Source organism: Pseudomonas sp. CP4 (assembly GCF_047758505.1).
Lineage (GTDB): Bacteria > Pseudomonadota > Gammaproteobacteria > Pseudomonadales > Pseudomonadaceae > Aquipseudomonas > Aquipseudomonas fluorescens_AO.
Map to the genome: position 1 here is coordinate 4748717 of NZ_CP180489.1, position 26328 is coordinate 4775044.

The following is a 26328-nucleotide window of genomic DNA, read 5'->3' on the forward strand; positions in this document are numbered from 1 at the left end:
CTACGGGAGAAAAAACAAGCCCTGCGAAGGCCCCGGTTTTACTGCCCTTCATGGCAGTTCGTCAGTTAACTAGTTGTGTCTTAGACGATTGTCCGGCTCTATTTTCCGCAAACGTTATAAGCAACGTTCATATTCGAAACGAATGTTAAAAAACGCACTGTTTTATGGCGATTGCGTTACACATTAGTGCACGTATAACGCAATCGCGTTACTTATAGAAACAGTCGATCAGCCGCGATAGTAGCGTTGTGGAACAAATGGCATTTTGCTTACAAGCATTTGCACCTTTTTCCCACGGACGATGGCCCACACCGGAGTGTCGAGAGCAACGTAGGCGCTGTCGAGGTAACCCATCGCCAATGGTCCTCCCAAGGTCGGACCGAAGCCACCGCTGCAGACGCTACCGATGATCTCGCCGGTCTCGTTGACGATTTCTGCGCCTTCACGCACGGGGGTGCGTTCCTGGGGCAGCAGGCCGACGCGTTTGCGTGCGACACCTTTTTGTTGCTGCGCGAAGATCGGCTCTGCGCCCGGGAAACCGCCGGCCCGCGCGCCGTCAGCGCGGCGTGGCTTGGAGATCGCCCAGAGCAGGCTGGCTTCAATTGGTGTGGTCTCGGTGTTCATGTCATGGCCGTACAGGCACAGGCCGGCTTCCAGACGCAGCGAATCACGGGCGCCGAGGCCAATGGCCTGGACCTCTGGTTGGGCGAGCAGGGCGCGGGCGAGTTTTTCCGCTTCGGCGGCCGGGACGGAGATTTCGAAACCGTCTTCACCGGTGTAGCCCGAACGGCTGACAAAGCAGTCCACGCCCAGCAACGACACACGGTTGAACTGCATGAAAGTCATCTTCGCCACGTCCGGCGCAAGACGCGCCAGCACGGTGACGGCTGCCGGACCTTGCAGGGCGAGCAGGGCGCGCTCTTCGAACAGCGCCGTAATGGTGCACTGATCGCCGATGTGTTTTTGCAGATGCGCGAGATCCTGATCCTTGCACGCGGCGTTGACCACCAGGAACAGCTCGTCATTGCCCAGATTGGCGACCATCAGGTCATCGAGGATGCCGCCGCTTTCGTTGGTGAACATCGCATAACGCTGCATGCCCACCGGCAGGTCGATGATGTCCACCGGCACCAGGGCTTCCAGGGCTTTGGCCGCATTGGCACCGGTCAGGCGAATCTGGCCCATGTGGGAGACGTCGAACAGCCCCGCCTGTTCGCGGGTGTGCTGGTGTTCTTTCATCACGCCGAGCGGGTATTGCACGGGCATGTCGTAGCCGGCGAACGGCACCATGCGTGCGCCGAGTTCGAGGTGCAGTGCGTGCAGCGGGGTTTTCGAGAGTTGTTCGGTGGTCATGCGGGACTCCTTGATTCATACCAATCCTCTCCCGCAGGGAGAGGGGGCTAATTAGCATTCGATAATGTTGACCGCCAAACCGCCGCGAGCGGTTTCCTTGTATTTGCTTTTCATGTCGGCGCCGGTCTGGCGCATGGTGCGGATGACTTTGTCGAGGGAGACGAAATGCTGACCGTCGCCACGCATGGCCATGCGCACCGCGTTGATCGCTTTCACCGAGCCCATCGCGTTGCGCTCGATGCACGGCACCTGCACCAGGCCGCCAATCGGGTCGCAGGTCAGGCCGAGGTTATGTTCCATGCCGATTTCCGCAGCGTTCTCGACTTGCTGCACGCTGCCGCCAAGCACTTCGCACAAGGCGCCGGCCGCCATCGAACAGGCCACGCCGACTTCACCCTGACAACCGACTTCGGCGCCGGAGATCGAAGCGTTTTCCTTGTAGAGAATGCCGATTGCGGCAGCGGTCAGCAGAAAGCGCACGACGCCGTCGTCATTCGCCCCGGGGATAAAACGCATGTAGTAATGCAGCACCGCCGGAATGATGCCCGCCGCGCCATTGGTGGGCGCAGTAACCACGCGCCCGCCGTTGGCGTTTTCTTCGTTGACCGCCAGTGCATAAAGGTTGACCCAGTCGAGCACGGACAGCGGGTCACGCAATGCTGATTCCGGGTTTTTACACAGCTGCCGATGCAGCGCTGCGGCCCGACGTTTCACTTTCAGGCCACCGGGCAAAATACCTTCGTTGCGGCATCCTGCGGCGACGCAATCCTGCATGACCTGCCAGATCTTCAGCAGCCCGGCGCGAGTCTCTGCTTCCGGGCGCCAGGCGCTTTCGTTGGTCAGCATCACCTGGCTGATCGACAAACCGTAGGTGCTGCAATGGCCAAGCAAGTCCTTGGCACTTTTGAACGGGAAGGTCAGTGGCGTGGCATCTTCGACGATGCGGTCGGCACCGGCCGCATCCTCATCGACGACAAAACCACCGCCCACCGAGTAGTACTCACGGCTGCGAACCTGCAGCCCCGCCGCATCGAAGGCGCGAAAGATCATGCCGTTGGGGTGGTAGGCCAACGGTTTGCGAATCATGGCCAGATGCTCTTTCTCGTTGAAGGCGATGCTGTGCTCGCCCAGCAAATTCAGTCGGCCGTTGCCGCGAATCTCCTGCAGGCGCGCCGCGACAGTTTCAGTGTCGACGGTGTCCGGGTGCTCGCCTTCGAGGCCGAGCAACACGGCCTTGTCGCTGCCATGTCCCTTGCCGGTGGCGCCGAGCGAACCGTACAGCTCGACGCGCACGCCGGCAGTGGCGGTCAGCAGGTTTTCACGGCGCAAACCTTCGACGAACCGCGCCGCCGCCCGCATCGGGCCGACGGTGTGGGAGCTGGAGGGGCCGATGCCAATCTTGAACAGGTCGAACACGCTTAACGACATGGGGGCTCCTGCGGAGCAGTTGCTAGCTTCAAGCTGCAAGCTGCAAGTAAAAGCGGATCGGGTTTTTCCTTGCGGCTTCTATAAGGCCTCAGTGCATGCAGCAAGACACAAGCCGCAAGTTAAAAGCAGATCAGCCCTTACTTGCAGCTTGCAGCTAGAAACTTGCAGCTGCCGCTCTTAAGCGTAGCTTTCGATCGACGGGCAGGCGCACACCAGGTTGCGATCGCCGAAGACGTTGTCGACGCGTCCGACCGGCGGCCAGTATTTGCCTTCGATCAGCGACGCGACCGGGTACACGGCCTGCTCGCGGCTGTACGGGTGGGTCCATTCGCCAACCAGTTCCGCTGCGGTGTGCGGGGCGTTTTTCAGTGGGTTGTCTTCCTTGTCTAGGGTGCCGTTTTCCACTGCGCGGATTTCTTCGCGGATGCGGATCATCGCGTCGCAGAAGCGGTCCAGCTCTTCCTTGGATTCGCTTTCGGTCGGCTCGATCATCAACGTGCCAGCGACCGGGAACGACATGGTCGGCGCGTGGAAGCCGAAGTCGATCAGGCGTTTGGCGACGTCATCGACGCTGATGCCGCTGCTGTCTTTCAGCGGACGCAGGTCGAGGATGCATTCGTGCGCCACCAGACCATTGCTGCCCGAATACAGCACTGGGTAGTGCTCTTCGAGACGACGGGCGATGTAGTTGGCATTGAGGATCGCCAGTTGCGAAGCGCGCTTCAGACCGGCGCCACCCATCATGCGGATGTACATCCAGGTGATCGGCAGAATGCTCGCGCTGCCGAACGGTGCCGCGCAGACCGCGCCTTCCTTGCGTTCCATCTGGCCATGGCCCGGCAGGAACGGGGTCAGGTGCGATTTGACGCCAATCGGGCCGACGCCCGGGCCGCCACCGCCGTGCGGGATGCAGAAGGTTTTGTGCAGGTTCAGGTGCGAGACGTCGCCGCCGAACTTGCCCGGTGCGCAGAGGCCGACCATCGCATTCATGTTGGCGCCGTCGATATACACCTGGCCGCCGTTGTCGTGAATGATCGCGCAGATTTCGCGGATGCCTTCTTCGAACACACCGTGGGTCGACGGATAGGTGATCATCAGCGCCGCGAGGTGTTCGCGGTGCTCGATGGCTTTGGCGCGCAGATCTTCAATGTCGACGTTGCCACGGGCATCGCACGCCGTTACGACGACGCGCATGCCGGCCATTTGTGCCGTGGCCGGGTTGGTGCCGTGGGCCGACGACGGGATCAGGCAGATGTCGCGGCGCTCGTCGCCACGGCTCTGGTGGTAGGCGCGGATCGCCAGGAGACCTGCGTATTCACCTTGCGAACCGGCGTTCGGTTGCAGCGAGATCGCGTCGTAACCGGTGGCGGCGCAGAGCATTGCTTCCAGCTCATCGGTCAGTTGCTGGTAACCGGCGCTTTGTGCGGCCGGGGCGAACGGGTGCAGGGCACCGAATTCGGCCCAGGTCACCGGGATCATTTCGCTGGCGGCGTTGAGTTTCATGGTGCACGAGCCCAGCGGGATCATGGTGCGATCCAGCGCCAGGTCCTTGTCCGCCAGTTTGCGCAGGTAGCGCATCAGCTCGGTTTCCGAGTGATAACGGTTGAACACCGGGTGGCTGAGGATCGGCGACTGACGCAGCAGCGCAGCAGGGATGGTGCTCTGCACCGAGGCGGCCAGCGCAGCGAAATCCGGCAGGGTCTTGCCGTCGGCGAACAGGCCCCACAGGGTTTCGATATCAGCCCGAGTGGTGGTTTCGTCGACCGACAGGCCCAGACGTCCGGCGTCGATCACGCGCAGGTTGATCTGCTGGGCGTGCGCCTTATCGTGTAGCGCGGCAGTGTGTGCGCCGGTGGCGACGGTCAGGGTGTCGAAGAAACTGGTTTGCTCGACTTGCGCGCCCAGCGCGGTCAGGCCCTTGGCCAGGATCGCGGTCAGGTGATGCACGCGGTTGGCGATCTGGGTCAGGCCTTTCGGGCCGTGATAAACGGCGTACATGCTGGCGATGTTGGCCAGCAGCACTTGGGCGGTGCAGATGTTCGACGTGGCCTTCTCGCGGCGGATGTGTTGCTCGCGGGTCTGCATCGCCAGACGCAGGGCCGGCTTGCCGAAACGGTCAACCGAGACACCGACCAGACGACCCGGCATGTCGCGCTTGAACGCATCTTTGGTGGAGAAGTAAGCAGCGTGCGGGCCACCGAAACCCAGCGGCACGCCGAAGCGTTGTGCCGAACCGATGGCGACGTCAGCGCCGAACTCGCCCGGAGCGGTCAGCAGCGTCAGGGCCAGCAGATCAGCGGCCACCGCCACCAGAGCATTGGCGGCGTGGAAGCGCTCGGTCAGCTCGCGGTAGTCGAACACATCACCGTTGCTCGCCGGGTATTGCAGCAGCGCGCCGAAGAACGGCGTGACGTCAGTCAGTTCGCGCTCATCGCCCACGACCACGTCAATACCGAGCGGCTCGGCACGGGTGCGCAGCACGTCGAGGGTTTGCGGGTGGCTGTGGATCGAGGCGAAGAACTGGTGGCTGCCCTTGTTCTTGCTCAGGCGCTTGCAGAAGGTCATGGCTTCGGCAGCGGCGGTGGCTTCGTCGAGCAAGGAGGCGTTGGCGATCGGCAGGCCGGTGAGGTCGCTGATCATGGTCTGGAAGTTCAGTAGCGCTTCGAGACGGCCCTGGGAAATTTCTGGCTGGTACGGGGTGTAAGCGGTGTACCAGGCCGGGTTTTCCAGCAGGTTGCGCAGGATCGGCGACGGCGTGTGGCAGTTGTAGTAGCCCTGGCCGATGTAGGTCTTGAACAACTGATTCTTGCCGGCGATGGATTTGATCATCGCCAGAGTGTCGGCTTCGCTGAGGCCGTCGTCCATGCCCAGCACGCTGGTGCCCTTGATGCTTTCCGGGATGACCCTGGCGCTCAGCGCTTCGAGCGAGTCGAAGCCGAGGCTGTTGAGCATGGCTTGCTCGTCACCGGCGCGCGGGCCGATGTGACGGGCGATGAATTCGTTGGCGGTGCCGAGATTGATGGCGGTCATGGCTTAATTCCTCAGGCTTCGGCTTGGGCTTTGATCAGACGGTCGTAAGCATCCTGATCGAGCAGTTTGCCGACAGCGGCGGCGTCGCTTGGCTGAAAGCGGAAGAACCAGCCTTCGCCCAGCGGATCTTCGTTGACCAGCTCAGGAGCGTCTTGCAGTGCCGGGTTGACTTCCAGCACGTCGCCATCGAGCGGCATGTATACGCCGCTGGCGGCTTTTACCGATTCCACGGTGGCGGCTTCAGCGCCTTTTTCGTAAGCCTGCAGCTCAGGCAGTTGCACGAACACCACGTCGCCCAGGGCGTTCTGCGCGAATGCGGTGATGCCGACGGTGACACTGCCGTCGGCTTCGGTGCGCAGCCATTCGTGATCTTCAGTAAAACGCAACTCGCTCATGGAAACTCCTCAGGGGCCAGACTCGTCTGGCGGACGCGGTGGAAAGCTTGGGGCGGGGAAGCCCTTTATAGATGAGGAGGCGGGTAGCAAGAATGCGGCCAAGGTTGATTTATCTATATAAATCAATGGCTTGGAGTTTTTAGGTGGTTGTCGGTAGGTCGCGCCTGTAGCGAAATCGCTACAGCTTGGGGCGGGAAGAAAAGCTTAACGGGATCAAAGCGTTGCGCAGCGCTGGTCACAGGCGGGTGTATCGATATCGTTCCGCTGTAGCGCTTTCAGTACAGGTGGAGGTCGTTTTTGGACGGATTTCGAATCCGCCATAAATCCTGTGGGAGCGAGCCTGCTCGCGAAGACGTTGTGTCAAGCGCCAGCCACTTTGCTGATAGACCGCTTTCGCGAGCAGGCTCGCTCCCACATGGGTAATTTCCTGCAAAAGGGATGCGCGGTGAGTCAGGGTTTATTGGGAATGCCGTATTTGCGCAGACGATGGGCGATGGCTGTGTGCGAGGTTTGCAAGCGGCTCGCCAACTGTCGGGTTGAGGGGTAGCTGACGTAGAGCTTTTCCAGCAGTTCTCTCTCGAACGATTCGACCGCTTGTTCGAGGCTGTCGACGTCGCTGTCGGCCTGGCGCGCCATTGAAGTGCCGGCGATGTCGAGGTCGCCGATATCGACCAGGCTGCTCTCGCAAATCGCCGCCGCGCGGAAAATCACGTTCTGCAATTGCCGCACGTTGCCCGGCCAGCGATTGCCGAGCAGCGCCGGATAAGTCCCCGGCGCCAGACGACAGACCGGGCGCTGGATCTGCGCGCAGGCCTGCTGCATGAAGTAGCGCGCCAGCAGCAGAATGTCCTGACCGCGTTCACGCAGCGGCGGCACTTCGACGTTGAGCACGTTCAGGCGATAGAACAGGTCTTCGCGGAACAGGCCTTCGCTGACCATTTTCTCCAGATCGCGGTGGGTCGCGCTGAGGATGCGCACGTTGACCTTCACTTCACGATCACCACCGACGCGGCGGAAGCTGCCGTCATTGAGAAAACGCAGGAGTTTGGCCTGCAAGTACGGCGACATCTCGCCGATTTCATCGAGAAATACCGTGCCCTGGTTGGCCAGCTCCATCAGCCCCGGTTTACCGCCACGCGCCGCGCCGGTGAAAGCGCCGGGGGCGTAGCCGAACAGTTCGCTCTCGGCGAGGTTTTCCGGCAGCGCCGCGCAGTTGAGGGCGAGAAACGGAGCGCTGTGCCGTGCACTGATGGCATGGCAAGCGCGGGCGACGAGTTCTTTACCGGTCCCGGTTTCGCCTTGAATCAACAACGGTGCATCAAGGGCGGCGACCCGTTGCGCGCGGGCCTTGAGTGTGCGGATCGCCGGAGACTCGCCGAGCAGCGCGTCGAAGCCTTCGGCATGGTCGTGGTGCAGTGCCGAGAGTTGTTCGCCGATGCGATTTGGTTGATACAGGGTCAGCAGGGCGCCGGCGTCGGTGATCGGCGTGGCGTCGAGCAGCAGGGTCTGGCCGTTGACGGTGATCTCGCGCAGCGGCAGGCGAAAGCCGTTTTCCAGCAGCGTGTCGAGCAGACCGGGATCGTTGAACAGCGCCGAGACGCTTTCGCCGGCCGGTTCGCGACCGTACAACGCGATCAACGCCGGGTTGGCCAGCAGCACCTTGCCGGCGCTGTCGAGGGCCAGCACCGGGTCGGTCATCGCCGCGAGCAGAGCATCGAGCTGCAAGTGCCGGCGCTGGCCGGGGAGGATATCGACGACCGTCACCGCTATTACGCCGAGCACGCGAAACAGCGCATCCTTGAGTTCTTCGAGCACTTGCGGGCTAAGGGTCGGCGCGTCGATGTAAACGTTGGGCGGAATCATCTCCACCGCATCCAGATTGAGATTGCGCCCACCGAGGATAGCCAGGACTTCCTGGGTGATGCCGACGCGGTCGATGAAGCTGACGTGGATACGCATGGGGCGGTTCAGTGATCTGCAGGGCGGAGGGGGGCAAGTATGCCTTGGGGCGGGCTAATGATGAAATTTGCGGCGACTTTCGTCACAACATAATGCCCTGTGGGAGCGGGCTTGCTCGCAAGGCGGTGTGTCAGTCGATATTTTCGTTACTGATACACCGCCTTCGCGAGCAAGCCCGCTCCCACAGGAGGTTGTGGTGGATTCGGATTATTCGAAATGCTCGGGATTGACCGGATCCCCCGAATGCATATTCAACTTCTGTCGAATGTCTTCAAACATCAGGTCGTAATGCTTGTGCACCGAGCCGATCTGGCTGTGGGTCTTGGGGATGCCGTATTTCTCTGCGATTCGTGTGACATCACGGGCGAAGTTGTAGGCCTCTTCCTTGGGCAGGAAAAACACCTCCTTCACGTCCTTGCCCTGCATGCTGCCGTGCAGGGTGAACTGAATCCCTTTGCCTTTCTGCGGGTCGGTAAACACTTCATAGTCCAGATGCACGTTGTAATTGACGTCATCGTCGGTCAACGCGTGCCGCTCGATATGCAGATGACCGGGTTCGAATTGGGCCATTGAGCTACTCCTTTCAAGGCAGGGGCGCGGGGCAGGCATTGAGTCTGCCCCTGCGTTTTATTGTTATCGGTAACTGATCCCCGGCTTCGCCGTGCAGACCCGCGTACCGGCGGTGCCCTGGACGATGGCTTCGATATCGGCCAGCGAACCGATCACCGCAACCTTGCCAGTATGGCGCGCGAATTCGCAGGCTGCCTGCACCTTCGGCCCCATCGAGCCGGCGGCGAACCCGAGGCGCTCAAGTTCGTCCGGATGGGCTTCGGCGATGGCTTTCTGCGTCGGCTTGCCGTAGTCGATGAACGCCGCGTTGACATCGGTGGCGATCACCAGCAGGTCGGCTTCAAGTTGCTCGGCAAGCAGCGAAGAACACAGATCCTTGTCGATCACCGCCTCGATGCCCTTCAGGTTGCGCTGCTCGTCATACATGGTCGGGATGCCGCCGCCACCGGCGCAGATGACGATGCTGCCTTTGTCCAGCAGCCACTTGATCGGGCGGATTTCGAAGATGCGTTTCGGCCGTGGACTGGCGACGACGCGGCGGAATTTGTCGCCATCGGCTGCAATCGCCCAGCCTTTTTCGGCGGCGAGTTTTTCCGCTTCGGCTTTCTCGTACACCGGGCCGATCGGCTTGGTCGGGTTCTTGAAGGCCGGGTCGTTGGCGTCGACTTCGACCTGGGTGAGCAGGGTGGCGAACGGCACTTCGAAGTCGAGCAGGTTGCCCAGTTCTTGTTCGATGATGTAGCCGATCATGCCTTCGGTTTCAGCGCCGAGCACGTCCAGCGGGTAGGGGGTGACAGAGGTGTAGGCCGCCGCTTGCAGCGACAGCAGACCGACTTGCGGGCCATTGCCGTGGGCGATGACCAGTTGGTTGCCGGGATGGATCTTGGCGATTTGCTCGGTGGCGATGCGGATGTTGGCGCGCTGGTTGTCAGCGGTCATCGGCTCACCACGGCGGAGCAGGGCGTTACCGCCCAGGGCTACGACGATACGCATGGTGCATGTCCTTCTAGAAAACAGTGAGTTCGTGCAGGACGAATGCGATCCCTGTGGGAGCCGGGCTTGCCCGCGATGACGGTGTATCAGTCAGTGTTTATGTCGGCTGACACACCGCCATCGCTGGCAAGCCAGCTCCCACAGGGACCGGGTCGATCAGTTAGAGATCAGCCAGGGTCGAGACCAGAATCGCCTTGATGGTGTGCATACGGTTTTCCGCTTGCTCGAAGGCGATGCAGGCCGGCGACTCGAACACGTCGTCGGTCACTTCGATGCCGTTTTTCAGGTGCGGATACTGCTCGGCGATCTGTTTGCCGACCTTGGTGTCGCTGTTGTGGAACGCCGGCAGGCAGTGCATGAACTTGGTGCGCGGGTTGCCGGTGGCTTTCATCAGGTCGGCGTTGACCTGATACGGCAGCAGTTGCTGGATGCGCTCGGCCCAGGCTTCCACCGGTTCACCCATCGATACCCAGACGTCGGTGTGAATGAAGTCGACGCCTTTCACCGCCGCTTTCGGGTCTTCAGTGAGGGTGATGCGCGCACCGCTTTCTTCGCCGTATTTCTTGCAGCGCTCGACCAGATCATCATGCGGCCACAAGGCTTTCGGCGCGCAGATGCGCACGTCCATGCCGAGCTTGGCGCCGATCAGTAGCAGCGAGTTGCCCATGTTGTTGCGCGCATCGCCCAGGTAGGCGTAGCTGATTTCGTGGATCGGCTTGTCGGCGTGTTCACGCATGGTCAACACGTCGGCGATCATCTGGGTCGGGTGATATTCATCGGTCAAACCGTTGAACACCGGCACGCCGGCAAACTTCGCCAGCTCTTCGACGATTTCCTGTTTGAAGCCACGGTACTCGATGGCGTCGTACATGCGCCCCAGCACGCGGGCGGTGTCCTTCATGCTTTCCTTGTGGCCGATCTGCGAGGAGTTCGGGTCGATGTAGGTGACGTTGGCGCCCTGGTCATAGGCCGCCACTTCGAACGCGCAACGGGTACGGGTCGAAGTTTTCTCGAAAATCAGGGCGATGTTGTTGCCCTTCAGGTGCTGTTGCTCGGTGCCGGTGTATTTCGCGCGTTTCAGATCGCGGGACAGGTCGAGCAGGTAACGCAGCTCACGTGGGGTGTGGTGTTCAAGGCTGAGCAGGTTACGGTTATGAATGTTAAACGCCATGATGATTCTCCTTGGATTCGGTAATCGGCCCGGCCGCTACGGGATAAGTGCGGCCCGGGAGACGGTCGTTTAGTAATCGATCGGGTCGCGGATGATCGGGCAGGTCATGCAGTGGCCGCCGCCACGGCCGCGACCGAGTTCGCCGGCGCTGATGGTGATGACCTCCACGCCAGCCTTGCGCAGCAGGGTGTTGGTGTAGGTGTTGCGGTCGTAGCCGATGACCACCCCCGGTTCCATCGCCACCACGTTATTGCCGTCGTCCCATTGCTCGCGTTCGGCGGCGAAGCTGTTGCCGCCGGTTTCCACCACGCGAAGTTTCGGCAGGTTGAGCGCCGCAGCGACGGTGTCGAGGAAGCTGCCTTCTTCCCGGCGGATGTCGATGCCGCCCTGTTTGCTTTCGTCAGGGCGAAGGGTGAAGGCAACAATCTGGTTGACCACTTCCGGGAAGATCGTCACCAGGTCGCGGTCGCAGAAGCTGAACACGGTGTCCAGGTGCATTGCCGCGCGGGATTTGGGCAGGCCGGCGACGATGACTTTTTCCACCGCTTTGTTGTTGAACAGGTTCAGCGCCAGTTGGCCGATGGCCTGACGCGATGAACGCTCGCCCATGCCGATCAGCACCACGCCATTGCCGATCGGCATGACGTCGCCGCCCTCAAGGGTGGAGTTGCCGTGATCCTTGTCCGGGTCGCCGTACCAGATCTCGAAGTCGGCGTTGGTGAATTGCGGATGGAATTTGTAGATGGCGGTGGTCAGCAGGGTTTCCTGACGGCGCGCCGGCCAGTACATCGGGTTCAGCGTTACGCCACCGTAGATCCAGCAGGTGGTGTCACGGGTGAACTGGGTGTTGGGCAGCGGCGGCAGGATGAAGCTGGAGTGGCCGAGGAAGTCGCGGAACATCTGGATGGTCTTGCCACCGAAGCTGTCCGGCAGATCATCGGCCGAGACGCCGCCGATCAGGAATTCGGCGATGTGCCGTGGCTCGAGGCTTTTCAGCCAGGATTTCACTTCGCTGATCAGGCCCAGGCCCACCGAGTCGGCCGTCACCTTGCGTTCGAGGATCCAGTCCAGCGCTTCGGGGATGGCGACGATGTCGGTCAGCAGATTGTGCATTTCCAGCACGTCGATGCCGCGTTCGCGCATCTTGGTGACGAAGTCGAAGTGATCGCGCTTGGCCTGCGCCACCCACAGCACGTCGTCGAACAGCAGTTCATCGCAGTTGTTCGGGGTCAGCCGCTGATGGGCCAGACCTGGGGAGCAAACCATGACTTTACGCAGTTTCCCGGCTTCGGAGTGGACGCCGTACTTCACTTTTTCCGTGGTCATTTCTGTGTTCCTCCAGATGACAATCAATCAGGGGTTACAGCGTCAGGAAGCCATCGTAGAGACCGTAGGCCGCCACCACGGCGCCCACGACCACTGCGGCGAAAATCAGCTTCTCGACGTTGGTGAAAACCGGTTGTTTGAGTTCCAGCTTGGCCTTGGCGAACAGGATCGCGCCGGGCGCATAGAGCAGGGCCGACAGCAGCAGGTACTTGACCCCGCCGGCATACAACAACCACACCGCATAGATCAGGGCGATACCGCCGATGATCAGATCCTTGCGCCGCTCGGCGGCAAAGCCTTCGTAGCTCTCGCCGCGCACCGCCAGCAGCAGGGCATAGGCCGCCGACCACAGGTACGGCACCAGAATCATCGAGGTGGCGAGGTAGATCAGTGACAGATAAGTGCTGGCCGAAAACAGCGTGATGATGAGGAAGATCTGCACCATCGCGTTGGTCAGCCACAGGGCGTTGACCGGCACGTGGTTGGCGTTTTCCTTGCGCAGAAACTCCGGCATGGTGTGGTCTTTGGCGGCGGCGAACATGATCTCGGCACACAGCAGCACCCACGACAGCAGGGCGCCGAGCAGCGAAATGATCAAGCCGACGCTGATCAACACCGCGCCCCAGTGCCCGACCACGTGTTCAAGCACGGCGGCCATCGACGGGTTCTGCAGTTTCGCCAGTTCCGGTTGGGTCATGATGCCCAGCGACAGCACGTTGACCAGCACCAGAAACAGCAGCACGGTAATGAAGCCGATCACGGTGGCCTTGCCGACGTCCGAGCGTTTCTCGGCGCGGGCGGAGAAGATGCTTGCGCCTTCGATGCCGATGAACACCCAGACGGTGACCAGCATCATGTTGCGCACCTGATTCATCACGCTGCCCAGGTCGGGGTTTTTCACGCCCCAGATGTCGGCGGTGAAGATGTCCAGTCTGAACGCGAAGATCGCGATCAGCACGAACAGCAGCAGTGGCACGACCTTGGCGACGGTGGTCACCAGGTTGATGAACGCTGCTTCCTTGATCCCCCGCAGCACGAGGAAATGCACGCCCCACAGCAACAACGATGCGCCGATCACCGCCGCCGGCGTATTGCCTTCGCCGAAGATCGGGAAGAAGTAACCGAGGGTACTGAACAGCAGAACGAAGTAACCGACGTTGCCCAGCCAGGCGCTGATCCAGTAGCCCCAGGCCGAGGAGAAACCCATGTAGTCGCCGAATCCGGCCTTGGCGTAAGCGTAGACACCGCCATCCAGGTCAGGCTTGCGATTGGCGAGGGTCTGAAAGACGAAAGCGAGGGTGAGCATGCCGACCGCGGTGATGGCCCAGCCGATCAGCACGGCACCGACGTCGGCGCTGGCGGCCATGTTTTGAGGCAACGAAAATATCCCGCCGCCAATCATTGAACCGACTACCAGTGCAACCAGTGCACCGAGTCTTAGTTTTCCGGGCGCTTCAGACATTTGCATGACTCCATTGCAGGAAAGGAGAGCTCACAGCCTAGTACTGTTGTCTGTTCGAACAGCTGACTTAGATCAGTGCATGGTCACATTCCATTGTTAATGAATGACTTATCCACCCGTTGCGGGCATAAATCTGCGGTCTGAAAGGCCCGTGCCAGAGCCGTTTCGCTAACGCAATTGGGAATAGCTATTAATGCTTTCGAACTATGACGCTAGTTGCTTTTCCGCGTTTGGCAAATGTCCGTCATCTGTTTTCAGCACAGAATTGAATTATCAGGATCAGCGCACAAAACTGACTTAACGTGCTACGCGTTATCGTTATCAGCTATATATAAGAGTGCGCAGCCGGGCATTACCTGATAAACGTCATCTACTCTTAGCTTTTTAGTCAGCTGTTGTTACAAATAAACAACAGCGGCTTTTTCAAGGAGATCTGCATGTCGCAACCGACGCAAAAGCTGCGCCTTGGTGCGTTGATCGCGCTGGTAGTGGGGTCGATGATCGGCGGGGGGATTTTCTCTTTGCCGCAGAACATGGCGGCACGCGCCGATGCCGGGGCGATTCTGATCGGTTGGGGCATCACCGCGATCGGCATGCTGACCCTGGCCTTCGTCTTTCAGACCCTGGCCAACCGCAAACCGGAGCTGGACTCCGGCGTCTACGCGTACGCCAAGGCCGGGTTTGGCGATTACATGGGGTTCTCATCGGCCTGGGGTTACTGGATCAGTGCGTGGCTGGGCAACGTCGGCTATTTCGTCTTGCTGTTCAGCACACTCGGCTATTTCTTTCCGGTGTTCGGCCAGGGCAACACGCCAATCGCCATCGGCTGCGCCTCGGTGCTGTTGTGGGCGGTGCATTTTCTGGTGATGCGCGGAATCAAGGAGGCGGCGCTGATCAACCAGTTGACCACCGTGGCCAAGGTGGTGCCGCTTATCATGTTCATCGTCATCGCTGCGGTGGCGTTCAAGGCTGACATCTTTACCCGTGACATCTGGGGCCGCAGCAACCCCAACTTCGGCGGGGTGATGGATCAGGTGCGCAACATGATGCTGGTCACCGTGTTCGTGTTCATCGGCATCGAAGGCGCCAGCGTCTACTCCGCCCGCGCGGAGAAACGCAGCGATGTCGGCCGCGCCACGGTGATCGGTTTTCTCGGCGTGCTGGCGCTGCTGGTGCTGGTCAACGTGCTGTCGCTGGGGATCATGAGCCAGCCGGAACTGGCCAATCTGCAGAACCCTTCCCTGGCGGCGGTGCTGGAGCACATCGTCGGACCATGGGGCGCGTTGCTGATCAGTGTCGGGCTGGCGATTTCCCTGCTCGGTGCATTGTTGTCCTGGGCCTTGCTCTGCGCGGAGATCCTCTTCGCCACGGCCAAGGACAAGACCATGCCGGCGTTCCTCAAGAAGGAAAACAACAATCACGTGCCGGTCAATGCGCTGTGGTTGACCAACGCGATGATTCAGATTTTCCTGCTGATCACGCTGTTCTCGGCGGGCACGTATACCAGCCTGATTTACCTGGCCTCGTCGATGATTCTGGTGCCGTATTTGTGGTCGGCGGCCTACGCGGTGCTGCTCAGCGGGCGCGGCGAAACCTACGAACACGCCTCGGCCGAGCGCACCAAGGATCTGCTGATCGGCGGCATCGCACTGGTTTACGCGGTGTGGCTGTTGTATGCCGGTGGGGTGAAATATCTGCTGCTGTCGGCGCTGTTGTATGCCCCTGGGGTGATTCTGTTTGCCAAGGCCAAGCGTGAACAGGGGCAGCCGGTGTTTACCACGGTGGAGAAGGGGATTTTTGCCTGCGTGGTGATTGGCGCGGGGTTGGCGGCTTATGGGTTGTATAGCGGGGTGTTGAGTTTGTAGGCGGATTTGCTTTGGCAGGTCAGGCCCCTTCGCGAGCAAGCTCGCTCCCACATGGGTTTTGTGCACGACACAGCACCCTGTGGGAGCGAGCTTGCTCGCGAAGGCGGCCTTAAAATCACCACTGCGCCCGATGCGAACCCAGATCAGTTGCCGGCCAATCCCACCGCACCCCCGTCCCGCTGATCTGCACCGGCACGCGCAATCGCCGCGCCGGGCCCCATGCAGTCTGTTCAATCGCCGCATCCTGATCCAGCGCATCTTCGGCCCGCAGCGAATCAAGTATCCCCGGTCCATGCTCGACCAACAGCTTCGCCGTCCGCGCCAGCGACAACCGCGCCGAACCCCCGCGACCGTTGGCCAGACGCTCCGTCAGCAATCTGATCGCACTCGCCGCCAGCAGATACCCGGTGGCATGATCCAGCGCCTGCACCGGTAGCGGCGTCGGTTTATCGCTGTGCTTCCAGCGCTGTCCGGCCTCGGCGATGCCGCTGCTCATCTGCACCAGGCTGTCGAAGCCGCGGCGGTTCTGCCAGGGGCCGCTCCAGCCGTAGGCGTTGAGGCAGACGTCGATCAGCCCCGGTGCCAGTTGCCGACGGCGTTCACCACCAAAACCGAGATGTTCCAGCGCATCGGCGCGATAGCCATGCAAGAGAATGTCGGCGTCCTGCAGCAAACCTTCGAACACTGCGCGATCCGCTGGCACTTGCAGATCCAGCCGCGCGCAGCGTTTGCCCACGGTCATTTCCGGAACCACGCCGGGTTCGTTCCAGCTCGGTGGATCGATGCGCAGCACGTTGGCGCCCAGCCCGGCGAGAAAGCGGCTGGCGGTGGGGCCGGCGAGGACGCGGGTCAGATCCAGCACCTTGATTCCGGCCAGAGGTCGTGCGGCCGAGCCTTGCCACGCCAGGGTTTTGCCATCCGTTTGTTCTGTGAAATGCACCAGCGGTTCGGCATTCACCGCACGCCCTTGCGGGTGTTGCTGCCATTGCGCCCAACTGCGCATTTCGGCGGCGCAACCCTTGGCCTCGACCACCGCCTGTTCAAGATCCGTGCTGCCCCACTGCGCAACTTTCGCCGCCATCGCCGCGCGGTCGGCGCAGACCCCCAGCACGCGTTCGGCGGCGGCGCGGTGGTGCGGGGCGTTGGTGTGCAGACGGATCCAGCCATCCCGGGTCGCATAGTCGCCGGCGATCGCGTCCCATAAGGGCGGCACTTGCCAGCCGATCGGGCGCAGCGAGGTGGAGAACCAGAACGAGGCCAGACGTCGGTCGACTGCAACCGCAGGCAAGTGCCCGGTTTGCTGGTGAAGCAATTCGCTGAGCGCTTGCCCGGCAACGGCGATGCTGGCGCAGGCCAGATCGGTGACGGCGAACGCCGAGGGCAACGCGCCGTCACCGTGGAAGGGGATCGGCGTGCGCGGCAAGCCGAGTGCGGTTTGGATGGACGTGAGCAGATCAGTCATCGAAGGCCCTCCGGAACGAGAGGGGATGATAGTGCAAAAGAATCGCGGTTTTGGTGAAACCACAGGGTGAACACTTACCCCTGTGGGAGCTGGCTTGCCAGCGATAGCGGTGTGTCAGCCACAGAATGGTCAACTGACCTGCCGCCATCGCTGGCAAGCCAGCTCCCACAGGGATTTTTGTTGTTCCCGCTCTTGCGGCTAGACGCGGAACTGATCCATCAATTTCATCTGCTGGCTCGCCAGGCTGTTGAGCTGGCTGCTGATCGCTGCCGATTCCGTGGCCTGTTCGGTCAGGGTTTCGGTCACGGTGCGAATTGCCGAGACGTTGCGGTTGACCTCTTCGGCCACGGCGCTTTGCTCTTCGGCGGCGCTGGCGATCTGCAGGTTCATGTCGCTGATCACCGTCACCGCGTCGCTGATCTTGCCCAGTGCATCAACGGCCTGACGAATCTGCCCGGCGTTGTTGTGCGCCTGGGTCTGGCTTGAGTGCATGGTCGCGACCACGCCACGGGTGCCGGTCTGGATGCGCTCGATGACGATGCGGATTTCCTCCACCGAGTCCTGCGTGCGCTTGGCGAGGTTGCGCACCTCATCGGCAACCACGGCAAAACCGCGACCGCTTTCGCCGGCGCGGGCGGCTTCGATGGCGGCGTTGAGCGCCAGCAGGTTGGTCTGTTCGGCGATGCTGCGAATCACTTCCAGCACCGAACCGATCTGCTCGCTGTTGACCGCCAGCGCTTCGACTTCGGTCACCGCTTTGCTGACCTCATCGGCCAGTTGATTGATGTCGCGGGTGCTGCGCTCGATGATCGCCATGCCGTCCTTCGCCGACTGATCGGCACCCTTGGCCGCGTTGGCGGCGTTCGAGGCGCTGTTGGCGACGTCGTGGGCGGTGGCGCTCATTTCGTTGGACGCGGTGGCGACCTGATCGATTTCGCGGAACTGCACCTGCATGCCTTCGCTGGTCTGGCGGGCAATTTCCGAAGACTGGTCAGCCGTGCCGCGCGCTTCGGTGATGCTTTGTTTGATCTGCGCGATGGTCGGCTGCAGCTTGTCGAGGAAGCGGTTGAACCAGTTCACCAGTTCGCCCAGTTCGTCTTTCTTGCTGTAGTTCAGGCGCTGGGTCAGATCGCCTTCGCCGCTGGCGATGTTCTTCAGCATGTCGGCGACGCTGTTGATCGGACGGGTGACGCCGGAAGCGGTGAGCCAGATCAGCAGCAGGCCGACCAGACCGGCCACGCCCGCCACCAGCAGCGCAGTGATCACGCCGGTTTGTTGTGCGTCATCCAGTACCGCTTGCAGCTTTACCGAATCGGCCAGCAGCACATGCTCGGGCAGGTCAATGACCACGCCCCAGGCGCGCGAATTGCCGATCGGATCAACCGGGTAAACCGCGCGAATCAGGTCGCCCTGTTCGAGGATTTTCGCCGTACCGCTGCCGACCAGTTGCAATACATCTTGGCCGTCAGCGCCGAGGGCGTCGTTGATTTTTTTGCCGACCCGCGTTGCGTCAGCGCTGTCGGCCGCGAGCACGCCGCTGCCGGAAACGATCAGCATGTGCCCGGCGTTGTTGAACAGGCTGCGCTGCGAGTCGACGGCGGCGGCTTGCAGGGCGTCGAGCGCGATGTCGACACCGACCACACCGATCGCTTTGCCGTCGACCATCACGGGCACGGAAATGGTCGTCATGAGCATTTCCTTGCCACCGACGGTGTCGGCATACGGGTCGAGCAGGCAGGTGCGCTTGTTGTCGCGAGGGCAGGTGTACCAACTGTTGTACGGCGTGCCGCTGACGCTGAGAGTGGTTTTGGTCAGGTCATCTTCGACCATGATCGTATTCAGCGCGGCGCCGGCGGCACGGCTCCAGTACGAGGCGAAGCGCCCGGCTTCGTTGGATTGCCGCGCGGCGTCGTTGGCGAATTCGCTGTCCTTGCCGTCGAGGCCGTTGGGCTCGAAAGCCAGCCAGATGCCCAGCACTTTGTCGTTGCGCTCGAAGGCGGTCTTCAGACTCTGGTTCAACTCTTCACGCACGGCGCCGGCTTCGAGCGAACGCTTGGCCGCCATTGTCCGCAGATCCTTGATCTGGTCGGCGAGGGCGGTGACCACCAGCAGGCTTTCGCCAAAGGTTTTCTGCACCCGCACCGCTTGCTCGGCAGCCTTGGCCTGCAGCAGGTTTTGCACACTGGCGGTGAGCAACTGGTTGCTGGATTGACTGACCAGTGCGTCGTTCTGGTTGGTCTGGTAGATGTTCATGCTGACAATCAGCGCCACCACTCCGAGCAGGCACAGGCCGGAGAGCAGGACGATTTTCAGGCGAATGGACAGAGAGTCGAACATGAGGCGGTCTCGCGAATGGAAAGAAACAGGTGGCTGGGCCTGAGGCCCGGTTTGCCAAATCCATTCAGCGCCATTCAATCCTCATCGGCGTCGAGCGAGACGGCATGAGTCGCTTGCCGACGGACGGTCGCCGCTAAACGTTTGCGCAGGGGAAAGTGCTGAAAAGGCGTTAATTACAGGAATGTTTCGCGACTGTGGCGGGCATTTCCGGGCGCGACCATATCCACAGATTGCCCATGGCCATGCCGGCAATCGCCAGATAGATCGGCCAGCCGTGATCGAGCATCACCAGCATCAAAGTGGCGCACAGCAGCATGCTGACGGTGGCGCTGAGTTTGGCCTTGCGCGCGATGATCCTGCCGTTGCGCCAGTTACTGAGGAGCGGCCCGAACAGCCGGTGATTTTCTAGCCAGGCACTCAAGCGCGGCGAACTGCGGGTCGCGGCCCATGCGGCAAGGAGGATGAACTCGGTGGTCGGCAGACCGGGCACGACGATGGCGATCAGGCCAATGCCGAGGCTGACATAGGCCAACAGGCCGAACAGCAGACGGGCGAGTTTCGAGGTGGCGGGTGCGGGCATGGCTCAGCGGCGGCTTCAGAAGCGGAACGGGGATCTTACAGATTTGTGGTGAGCCCTGTGGGAGCGAGCCTGCTCGCGAAAGCGGTTGATCAGGCACATTGATGTTGAATGTGCTGCCGTCTTCGCGAGCAGGCTCGCTCCCACAAGCGATAAGAGTTGCTTCAGGCTACTTCGGCTTCGACGGTATAAGCCCGTTCCAGCAGCACGGTAAAGCGGTTGAACGCATCCAGTGCACCTTGCTCAACTTCAGCCTCTTCCGCTGCCGTGAACGGCAACGCATCCAGCGTGCGCACAAAGCTCTTCCAGCCTTCGGCCCGGCCACCTTGCGGCTCGGCCAAATGCCGGGCACCAAAGGTTTCGCTCAGATCGAGCGCCACCGCGCGCTTGATCAGGAATGCCGCGCCGAGCTTCGAACCCTCCGACACAAAGATCCAGCCCAGCGCCCGCGCCTTGCTCGGATTTTTCAGCGCGCCGGCCACCGGCGCGGGGACTTCGGTGTCGAGGTCGGCGAGGTCAGCCTTGGCGGCTTCGGCGCGGCAACGGGCCGGCAGATCCGGGACGATCGCGGTCAGCTCGGCATCGTTGTACAGCTCAACCAGTTCCGCCTGGAACAGGTATTGCGCAACGACGAAACGGGCGAAGCTGGCGCGGGTTTCGAACGGTGCGTGGGCCTTGACCAGCGCATCGAGCTTGCTGTGCGGCTCATGGGTGATCTGGTTCAGGCGTTGCGAACGCAGGGCTTTTTCCGAGGCAGTCATGGGGGTGTCCTTGATAAATGAGGCGCTTGATAACAAGACGTACGGGTGGGCGCCGGACAGTAAAAAAACCTCACTGCGCAGCGATAACGCGCGCAGTGAGGCCGGAGCGGATCAGATGTCCCAGATCAGATTGATCGCGAAGTTGCGTCCCGGCTGGGTCAGGCGATCGAGGTTGGCCGGTTGCGTCACCGAGGCTTCGCCGACGCTGTCGTATCCGCGCACGTCATCCCACAGCCAGTATTTCTTGTCGGTCAGGTTGTAGACGCCGCCGCTGACCGTGACGTCGTCGCTGACTTTGTAATAGCCGGCCAAATCGAGAATGCCAAAGCCCGGGGTCTTGAACTGGCTGCTCACGCCGTCCGGCGACTTGAAGTTGCTGTCGTCGACGCGATCCTTTTTCTTCACCACCGTCCAGCTCAGCAGGCCGCCATAGGTGTCCTGGTCGTAACCGAGACCGAAGACCCCGGTAAGTGGATTAACGCTGTTGATCGGTTCGCCGTTGTCGTTGTTGCGACCGTAGGCGTAGGCGATCGAACCCTGGGTATACAGACCTTGCGGCGCACCGAACGCATCCAGGTTCAAGCGTCCTTTGACCTCCGCGCCCTTGATCGTGGCGCGCTTGATGTTGTTGCTCTGGAACGTCAACTGATCGTCGCCCGGCTTGACCGCGTCCTCGTTGATGAAGTCGCGGTACTTGTTATAGAACACCGCGACGTCGAACGAGCCCTGCTCGAAATTGCCGCGCAGGCCGGTTTCGAAACCTTTGCTTTTTTCCGGCTCAAGGTCGGAGTTGGGCGCGACGGTGTAGCCGCTGGTGTTGTTCTCGAAACGCCCGTACAGCGCTTTCGCCGTCGGGGTGCGGAAGCCTTCGGCATATTGCCCGTACCAGGTGTAGTGTTCCGTCAGCGCATAGGTCAGGCCGAATTTCGGCGAGACTTTGTGCCAGGTCTTGTTCTTGTCGCTGACCGTGCCCTGGCCGTCGGCGTTCACGGTGTTGAGGAATTCCTCGGTAATGTGCGGCTTGAGCTGGGTGTAGTCGTAGCGCAGGCCCGGCAGGAAGGTCCAGTCGTTCCAGCTGATCTGATCCTGAGCGAACAGGCTGTAGGTGTTGATGGTTGGATCGGGGAAATCGCTGGCCTTGGCCAGCACGTCCGCCGCACTGGTCGCGCCAATCGCCGTGCAGCCGCGACCGACCGCCAGGCATGTGCCGTCGCCGCTGCGTGAACCGGTGACCTTCTGTTGCTTGATCGTGGTGCCGTAGGTCAGCAGATGATCGGTGTCACCGATGGCGAAGGCCTTGTCCAGTTGCGCGTCGAATACCCACTGTTTTTCCTCGTAGATCGTGTCGCGGGTACGCAGCACCTTACGAGTGATCGGGTAGTAGAACTCTTCGGTGCTTTGGTCGGTCTTGGCGATCTGGTGATTGAGGCTCCACTTGACGTTATCGGCCAGCAGGCTGTCGAGGGCGAACGAATGTTCGATGCCGAAACGCTCGCGGGTGATGGTGTCGTTACCGGTGCGCCACTGGTACATGCCGCCGGGCAGGATGCTGCTCGGAATGGTCGGCGCGCCGTTGAAATACGGGCCGCCGTAGGCACTTTTCTGGTCGGTGTCGCGATCGTCCTTGTACTTTTCGTAGGTCAGGCCCAGGCGCGAATCGTCGTTGTAGTTCCAGCCGAGCTTGGCCAGGACGTTGGTCGCGCGCACGTCTTCCGGGTTGGCGGCGGTGCGCGCAAGGCCGGTGCCGTTGTTGCCGCCGAAGGACTCGGTTTCGTGTCCGTCGCGCTGGCTGTAATGCAGCAAGCCGTCGAACTCACCGCTGCGGCCGGCGACGGTGGCGGATTTCAGCCAGCTGTCATCAGCGGAGCTGTAACCGCTTTTCAGGCGCGCGCCGACGTCCTTGCCCGGTTTGATGATGTCGTCGGCGTCCAGCGTGTAGTAACTGACCGCGCCACCAATGGCGTTGCTGCCGTACAGCACCGAGGCCGGCCCACGCAGGATTTCCACGCGTTTGACGATTTCCGGGTCGACGTAGTTGCGCTGGCTCTTGGCGTAGGGGCCGTTGAAGAAGCCGTTGGGGATTTCCACGCCATCGACCTGGGTCAGGATGCGGTCGCCGTCGATACCGCGAATGTTGTAGCCACTGATGCCGCCACGCTGGCCGGCACCGCCAACGGAAACGCCCGGTTCGTAGCGCACCAGATCCTTGATGGTGTTGACGTTGTTGCGGTCAAGCGCTTGGCGGTCCTGCACGCTGACCGTCGAGGGCACCCTGTTGACCGACTGTTCCTGGCGAGTGGCGCTGATGGTCACCTGATCGAGATTGAGCGTGCCGCTGCTGTTGCGTTTTTCCAGCACGACATTGTTGTTGCTCAGCTTGCGAAAGCTCAGGTTGGTCCCCACCAACAGGCGCTCGAGGGCTTTCTCCGGCGGCAGCGAACCGCGCACTCCCGGCGACGAAACGTTCTGCCCCAACTCGGCCGGCAGGCCGACCTGCCAACCGGTCACGGCGGTAAAGGCATTGAGTGCCGAAACCAGCGGTTGCTGGTTGATGGCGAACGAGTAATCGCCCATGTTGCGCGCCGGTTGCTCGGTGGCCGCCAGCAGCGGTGCGGTGCCAGCCATGAGGATGGCCGCCGTCAGCAGCGAGAGGACGCGGGAAGGGGAAGCAGTCTGGCGGGTAAGGCGTGAGGACATCGATAGCGCTCCGTGTCGCACGAATCTTTATAGGTGCTGATTGGCATGGTCAGATGCGAATCAATTGCATTGGCTATAACGAGACGTACTGTCGCTGGCTATCGAGTAAAAATAATTCTCATTCAGTTCAGGATCACCAGCGCAGGGAATTCCTGCAGGCGCGCCGAGGTGATGTGGGCGAGGGAGCGGACCACGTCCAGCGGCTGGTCGAGACGGTAATTGCCAGTGACGGCGACGTCGGCCAATTGCTCGTTGTTGTTGATAATCCAGCCCGGATAGTAGCGGCGCAGCTCGGCCAGCACCTGATTGAGCGGGCAGTTCTCGAACACCAGACGGCCTTCAACCCAGGCCAGGTCGGCATTGGCGTCGAGCTTGGCCGGGCGGTCGAAGCCGTTAGGGCCGATGCGAATGCTTTCCCCGGCACGCAGGCGCACACGGGCATCATTGTGGGTGGCGCGCAGATCGACATCGCCACGCTGCACGTTCACTTGTGCGACCCCGTCGAGGTAACGCACGGCAAATGCGGTGTCGTGCACGCTGGCCTGCACCGGGCCTGCGTCTATCTCCAGCGGCTGATTGCGCCCGCTGGCGATCTCGAAAAACGCCTCGCCCTGAAACAAACGGGCCACGCGCTGCTGATCATTGATAGTGCTGGAGAATGCCGAATTGGTGTTGAGCAGAACCTTCGAGCCGTCTTCCAGTTGCAAGCGCTGACGCTCGCCGACCACGGTGAGGTGATCCGCTTGAATGCGCATCGGCAGGTTGCTGAAACTGAACAGCCCGAGGATCAGCACCGCAGCGGTAGCCAGCGGTTTCCAGTGCGGGCGCAAGCGTTTGAGAAAAGTGATTTTTACCGGTTTTGCTGCCAGAGCCTCGGCGCACAGCGCGACTTGCGGGCCATCCCAGATCGCCTGGGCCTTGGCGAATGCCGCCGCATTCAAAGGATCCGCCGCCAGCCAGGCATGAAATTGCCGAGTCTGTTCCTCATCCGGGCTGCCGAGCACGATGAGCCAGTCCAGCGCCTGGTCCATTGCAGCTGCAGCGTCCCGCGCCGAATCGGGCGAAGGCGAGCGGTGGGTGTCCGTCACGGTGTTTCCTCAGGGCTTCTGGCGAAGCAGTTTCTAGCTTCAAGCTGCAAGCTGCAAGCCGGATGCAATACTGCTTTTTGTTTTTGCTTGTAGCTTGCAGCTCAAAACTTGCCGCTGCCGTTATGTCGTTCGGCAACGCCGATGCAGATCGACATGATCAGTTTCAGTTCCTTCTGCACGGTGCTCAGCGAAACATCAAGTTCATCAGCGATTTCCTGATAGCTGTGGCCGTGCAAACGGCTGAGGATGAAGATCTGCTGCTGACGCGGGCTGAGTTGGCTGAGGCTCACGTTCAAACGCTCCAGCAATTGTTCGGCGTGGGCGGCGTCTTCGGCGCTGCTGGCTGGCGCGGCGATGCTCTGCACCACATCTTGCGGCACGTCGTCGACCATGGTCCGCGCATGAATCTTGCGCGCACGCAAATGATCCAGCGCCAGATTGCGCGCGGTCTGGAAGACAAAGGGTTCAAGGTGATCGATGGCCCGTTCGCTCAACGCCCGGGTCACGCGCAGGTAGGTCTCCTGCAACAGGTCTTCAGCGGTGCTGTGATTGTTGACCATCCGTTCCAGCGTGCGCAGCAGGGAAGTGCGCTGGGCGAGGAAGACGTGGTTGAAGCGCGATTGACTCACGGGAGGACCTGATCCATTTCGAGCGAATGATAATGCTTATCATCCAGATGAATGGTCAAGCGTTGATTTCAATTTGAAATCAGAAACCCCTGTGGGAGCGAGCTTGCTCGCGAAGACGGAGTGTCAGGCGCTTGAATGTCGACTGAGGAACCGCTTTCGCGAGCAAGTTCGCTCCCACAGGGTTTGGGGCCGGCTGGGATTATTCGGCGTTACACAATGCCAGGCAGTTATCCAGCATGCGGTTGGAGAAGCCCCATTCGTTGTCGTACCAGGCCAGCACTTTCAGCAACTTGCCGCTGACCTTGGTGTGGTTGGCGTCGAAGATCGACGACAGCGGGTTGTGGTTGAAGTCGCTGGAAACCAGCGGCAAGGTGTTGTAACCGAGAATCTTCGAATGCTGGCTGGCCGCTTTCAGCAGGGCGTTGACTTCGTCGGCACTGGCTTCTTTCTTCAGTTGCACGGTGAGGTCGACCAGCGACACATTGATCACCGGTACGCGCACAGCCATGCCGGTCAGTTTGCCGGCCAGTTCCGGCAGCACCAGGCCTACCGCTTCGGCTGCGCCGGTCTTGCTCGGGATCATGTTCTGCGTGGCCGAGCGGGCACGGTACGGGTCGCTGTGATAGACGTCGGTGAGGTTCTGGTCGTTGGTGTAGGCGTGGATGGTGGTCATCAGGCCGCTTTCGATGCCCAACTCGCGATGCAGCACCTGCGCCACTGGCGCGAGGCAGTTGGTGGTGCACGAAGCGTTGGAAATGATCTGGTGCGACTGACGCAGAATGTCGTGGTTGACGCCATAAACCACAGTGGCGTCGGCGCCTTTGGCCGGGGCCGAGATGATCACCTTGCGGGCGCCGGCGCTGATATGCGCGGCGGCTTTGGCACGGTCGGTGAACAGACCGGTGCATTCGAACACTACGTCGATTTTTTCTGCGGCCCACGGCAGGTCGGCCGGGTTGCGAATGGCGCTGACTGCGATGCGGTCGCCATTGACCGTCAGGCTTTCGTTATCGTGCGCCACGTCGGCGTCGAAAGTGCCGTGGACGGTGTCGTATTTGAGCAGATGGGCATTGATCGAACTGTCACCCAGATCGTTGATCGCGACGATCTGCAGGTCTTGACGATAGCCTTGGGTATACAGTGCGCGCAGGACATTACGGCCGATGCGGCCGAAACCATTGATTGCAATTCGAAGAGTCATGGAACAGCGCCGCCGTCGTTTTGT

The 26328-nt window shown here is 61.1% G+C and carries 19 protein-coding genes and 1 pseudogene; 1 reads left to right on the plus strand and 19 read right to left on the minus strand.

Going from position 1 to position 26328, the window contains the following annotated elements; genetic code table 11:
• Positions 1-228 precede the first annotated feature (228 nt).
• From gcvT to arcD (ACMYUN_RS21400), 10 genes are all read right to left on the minus strand, one after another.
• Positions 229-1353, minus strand: a complete 1125-nt coding sequence (gene gcvT / locus ACMYUN_RS21355; RefSeq protein ID WP_415761700.1) for a glycine cleavage system aminomethyltransferase GcvT — start codon at positions 1351-1353, stop codon at positions 229-231.
• Between the two features lie 51 nt (positions 1354-1404).
• Positions 1405-2781, minus strand: coding sequence for an L-serine ammonia-lyase (locus ACMYUN_RS21360; protein ID WP_415761701.1), 1377 nt, complete (start codon positions 2779-2781; stop codon positions 1405-1407).
• A gap of 177 nt (positions 2782-2958) precedes the next feature.
• Complete coding sequence (gene gcvP, locus ACMYUN_RS21365) at positions 2959-5811, minus strand: aminomethyl-transferring glycine dehydrogenase (protein ID WP_415761702.1); 2853 nt, start codon at positions 5809-5811, stop codon at positions 2959-2961.
• Between the two features lie 11 nt (positions 5812-5822).
• A complete protein-coding gene (gcvH, locus tag ACMYUN_RS21370) occupies positions 5823-6206 on the minus strand; it encodes a glycine cleavage system protein GcvH (RefSeq protein WP_039758162.1) in 384 nt (127 codons plus the stop codon).
• Between the two features lie 450 nt (positions 6207-6656).
• On the minus strand, positions 6657-8165 hold the full coding sequence (locus ACMYUN_RS21375; protein ID WP_415761703.1) for a sigma-54-dependent transcriptional regulator: 1509 nt from the start codon (positions 8163-8165) through the stop codon (positions 6657-6659).
• A gap of 207 nt (positions 8166-8372) precedes the next feature.
• A complete protein-coding gene (locus tag ACMYUN_RS21380) occupies positions 8373-8735 on the minus strand; it encodes a DUF5064 family protein (protein WP_203419229.1) in 363 nt (120 codons plus the stop codon).
• 63 nt (positions 8736-8798) lie between these two features.
• The gene (arcC, locus tag ACMYUN_RS21385) at positions 8799-9728 is read right to left on the minus strand and encodes a carbamate kinase (RefSeq protein WP_415761704.1); all 930 of its coding nucleotides are present in this window, start codon (positions 9726-9728) and stop codon (positions 8799-8801) included.
• Positions 9729-9888: 160 nt separating this feature from the next.
• Complete coding sequence (locus ACMYUN_RS21390) at positions 9889-10899, minus strand: ornithine carbamoyltransferase (RefSeq protein ID WP_310409746.1); 1011 nt, start codon at positions 10897-10899, stop codon at positions 9889-9891.
• A 69-nt stretch (positions 10900-10968) separates the two neighbouring features.
• Complete coding sequence (gene arcA / locus ACMYUN_RS21395; protein WP_039758149.1) at positions 10969-12225, minus strand: arginine deiminase; 1257 nt, start codon at positions 12223-12225, stop codon at positions 10969-10971.
• 34 nt (positions 12226-12259) lie between these two features.
• Complete coding sequence (arcD, locus tag ACMYUN_RS21400) at positions 12260-13687, minus strand: arginine-ornithine antiporter (RefSeq protein WP_129997500.1); 1428 nt, start codon at positions 13685-13687, stop codon at positions 12260-12262.
• Between the two features lie 437 nt (positions 13688-14124).
• Between arcD (ACMYUN_RS21400) and arcD (ACMYUN_RS21405) the strand changes: the two genes are divergently transcribed.
• Positions 14125-15552, plus strand: a complete 1428-nt coding sequence (arcD, locus tag ACMYUN_RS21405) for an arginine-ornithine antiporter (RefSeq protein WP_039758145.1) — start codon at positions 14125-14127, stop codon at positions 15550-15552.
• 115 nt (positions 15553-15667) lie between these two features.
• Here the strand turns inward: arcD (ACMYUN_RS21405) and ACMYUN_RS21410 are convergent, their stop codons facing one another.
• From ACMYUN_RS21410 to gap, 9 genes and pseudogenes are all read right to left on the minus strand, one after another.
• On the minus strand, positions 15668-17014 hold the full coding sequence (locus ACMYUN_RS21410; protein ID WP_415761705.1) for a CoA transferase: 1347 nt from the start codon (positions 17012-17014) through the stop codon (positions 15668-15670).
• 198 nt (positions 17015-17212) lie between these two features.
• Positions 17213-17968 (minus strand): methyl-accepting chemotaxis protein, encoded by a 756-nt coding sequence (locus ACMYUN_RS21415; protein WP_371699605.1) that lies wholly within the window; start codon positions 17966-17968, stop codon positions 17213-17215.
• Positions 17969-18118: 150 nt separating this feature from the next.
• A pseudogene (locus tag ACMYUN_RS21420) lies at positions 18119-19351 on the minus strand (chemotaxis protein); the annotation flags it as partial.
• Positions 19352-19520: 169 nt separating this feature from the next.
• Positions 19521-19931 carry a YbaN family protein gene (locus ACMYUN_RS21425; protein ID WP_415761707.1) on the minus strand — a complete coding sequence of 137 codons (411 nt, stop codon included), beginning with the start codon at positions 19929-19931 and terminating at the stop codon, positions 19521-19523.
• A 161-nt stretch (positions 19932-20092) separates the two neighbouring features.
• Positions 20093-20689, minus strand: coding sequence for a biliverdin-producing heme oxygenase (locus ACMYUN_RS21430; protein WP_415761708.1), 597 nt, complete (start codon positions 20687-20689; stop codon positions 20093-20095).
• Positions 20690-20800: 111 nt separating this feature from the next.
• Complete coding sequence (locus ACMYUN_RS21435) at positions 20801-23386, minus strand: TonB-dependent receptor (RefSeq protein ID WP_415761709.1); 2586 nt, start codon at positions 23384-23386, stop codon at positions 20801-20803.
• A 122-nt stretch (positions 23387-23508) separates the two neighbouring features.
• The gene (locus ACMYUN_RS21440) at positions 23509-24474 is read right to left on the minus strand and encodes a FecR family protein (protein ID WP_039758132.1); all 966 of its coding nucleotides are present in this window, start codon (positions 24472-24474) and stop codon (positions 23509-23511) included.
• Positions 24475-24575: 101 nt separating this feature from the next.
• Positions 24576-25103 carry an RNA polymerase sigma factor gene (locus ACMYUN_RS21445; protein WP_016773525.1) on the minus strand — a complete coding sequence of 176 codons (528 nt, stop codon included), beginning with the start codon at positions 25101-25103 and terminating at the stop codon, positions 24576-24578.
• Between the two features lie 199 nt (positions 25104-25302).
• Complete coding sequence (gene gap, locus ACMYUN_RS21450) at positions 25303-26304, minus strand: type I glyceraldehyde-3-phosphate dehydrogenase (RefSeq protein ID WP_024014065.1); 1002 nt, start codon at positions 26302-26304, stop codon at positions 25303-25305.
• Between the last annotated feature and the right edge of the window lie 24 nt (positions 26305-26328).

What these genes read in the sequence shown, in the direction of transcription:
- gcvT (WP_415761700.1), bottom strand. Translation starts at nt 1,353, where the DNA reads ATGACCACCGAACAACTCTCGAAAACCCCGCTGCACGCACTGCACCTC.
- ACMYUN_RS21360 (WP_415761701.1), bottom strand. Translation starts at nt 2,781, where the DNA reads ATGTCGTTAAGCGTGTTCGACCTGTTCAAGATTGGCATCGGCCCCTCC.
- gcvP (WP_415761702.1), bottom strand. Translation starts at nt 5,811, where the DNA reads ATGACCGCCATCAATCTCGGCACCGCCAACGAATTCATCGCCCGTCAC.
- gcvH (WP_039758162.1), bottom strand. Translation starts at nt 6,206, where the DNA reads ATGAGCGAGTTGCGTTTTACTGAAGATCACGAATGGCTGCGCACCGAA.
- ACMYUN_RS21375 (WP_415761703.1), bottom strand. Translation starts at nt 8,165, where the DNA reads ATGCGTATCCACGTCAGCTTCATCGACCGCGTCGGCATCACCCAGGAA.
- ACMYUN_RS21380 (WP_203419229.1), bottom strand. Translation starts at nt 8,735, where the DNA reads ATGGCCCAATTCGAACCCGGTCATCTGCATATCGAGCGGCACGCGTTG.
- arcC (WP_415761704.1), bottom strand. Translation starts at nt 9,728, where the DNA reads ATGCGTATCGTCGTAGCCCTGGGCGGTAACGCCCTGCTCCGCCGTGGT.
- ACMYUN_RS21390 (WP_310409746.1), bottom strand. Translation starts at nt 10,899, where the DNA reads ATGGCGTTTAACATTCATAACCGTAACCTGCTCAGCCTTGAACACCAC.
- arcA (WP_039758149.1), bottom strand. Translation starts at nt 12,225, where the DNA reads ATGACCACGGAAAAAGTGAAGTACGGCGTCCACTCCGAAGCCGGGAAA.
- arcD (WP_129997500.1), bottom strand. Translation starts at nt 13,687, where the DNA reads ATGTCTGAAGCGCCCGGAAAACTAAGACTCGGTGCACTGGTTGCACTG.
- arcD (WP_039758145.1), top strand. Translation starts at nt 14,125, where the DNA reads ATGTCGCAACCGACGCAAAAGCTGCGCCTTGGTGCGTTGATCGCGCTG.
- ACMYUN_RS21410 (WP_415761705.1), bottom strand. Translation starts at nt 17,014, where the DNA reads ATGACTGATCTGCTCACGTCCATCCAAACCGCACTCGGCTTGCCGCGC.
- ACMYUN_RS21415 (WP_371699605.1), bottom strand. Translation starts at nt 17,968, where the DNA reads ATGCAGGTGCAGTTCCGCGAAATCGATCAGGTCGCCACCGCGTCCAAC.
- ACMYUN_RS21425 (WP_415761707.1), bottom strand. Translation starts at nt 19,931, where the DNA reads ATGCCCGCACCCGCCACCTCGAAACTCGCCCGTCTGCTGTTCGGCCTG.
- ACMYUN_RS21430 (WP_415761708.1), bottom strand. Translation starts at nt 20,689, where the DNA reads ATGACTGCCTCGGAAAAAGCCCTGCGTTCGCAACGCCTGAACCAGATC.
- ACMYUN_RS21435 (WP_415761709.1), bottom strand. Translation starts at nt 23,386, where the DNA reads ATGTCCTCACGCCTTACCCGCCAGACTGCTTCCCCTTCCCGCGTCCTC.
- gap (WP_024014065.1), bottom strand. Translation starts at nt 26,304, where the DNA reads ATGACTCTTCGAATTGCAATCAATGGTTTCGGCCGCATCGGCCGTAAT.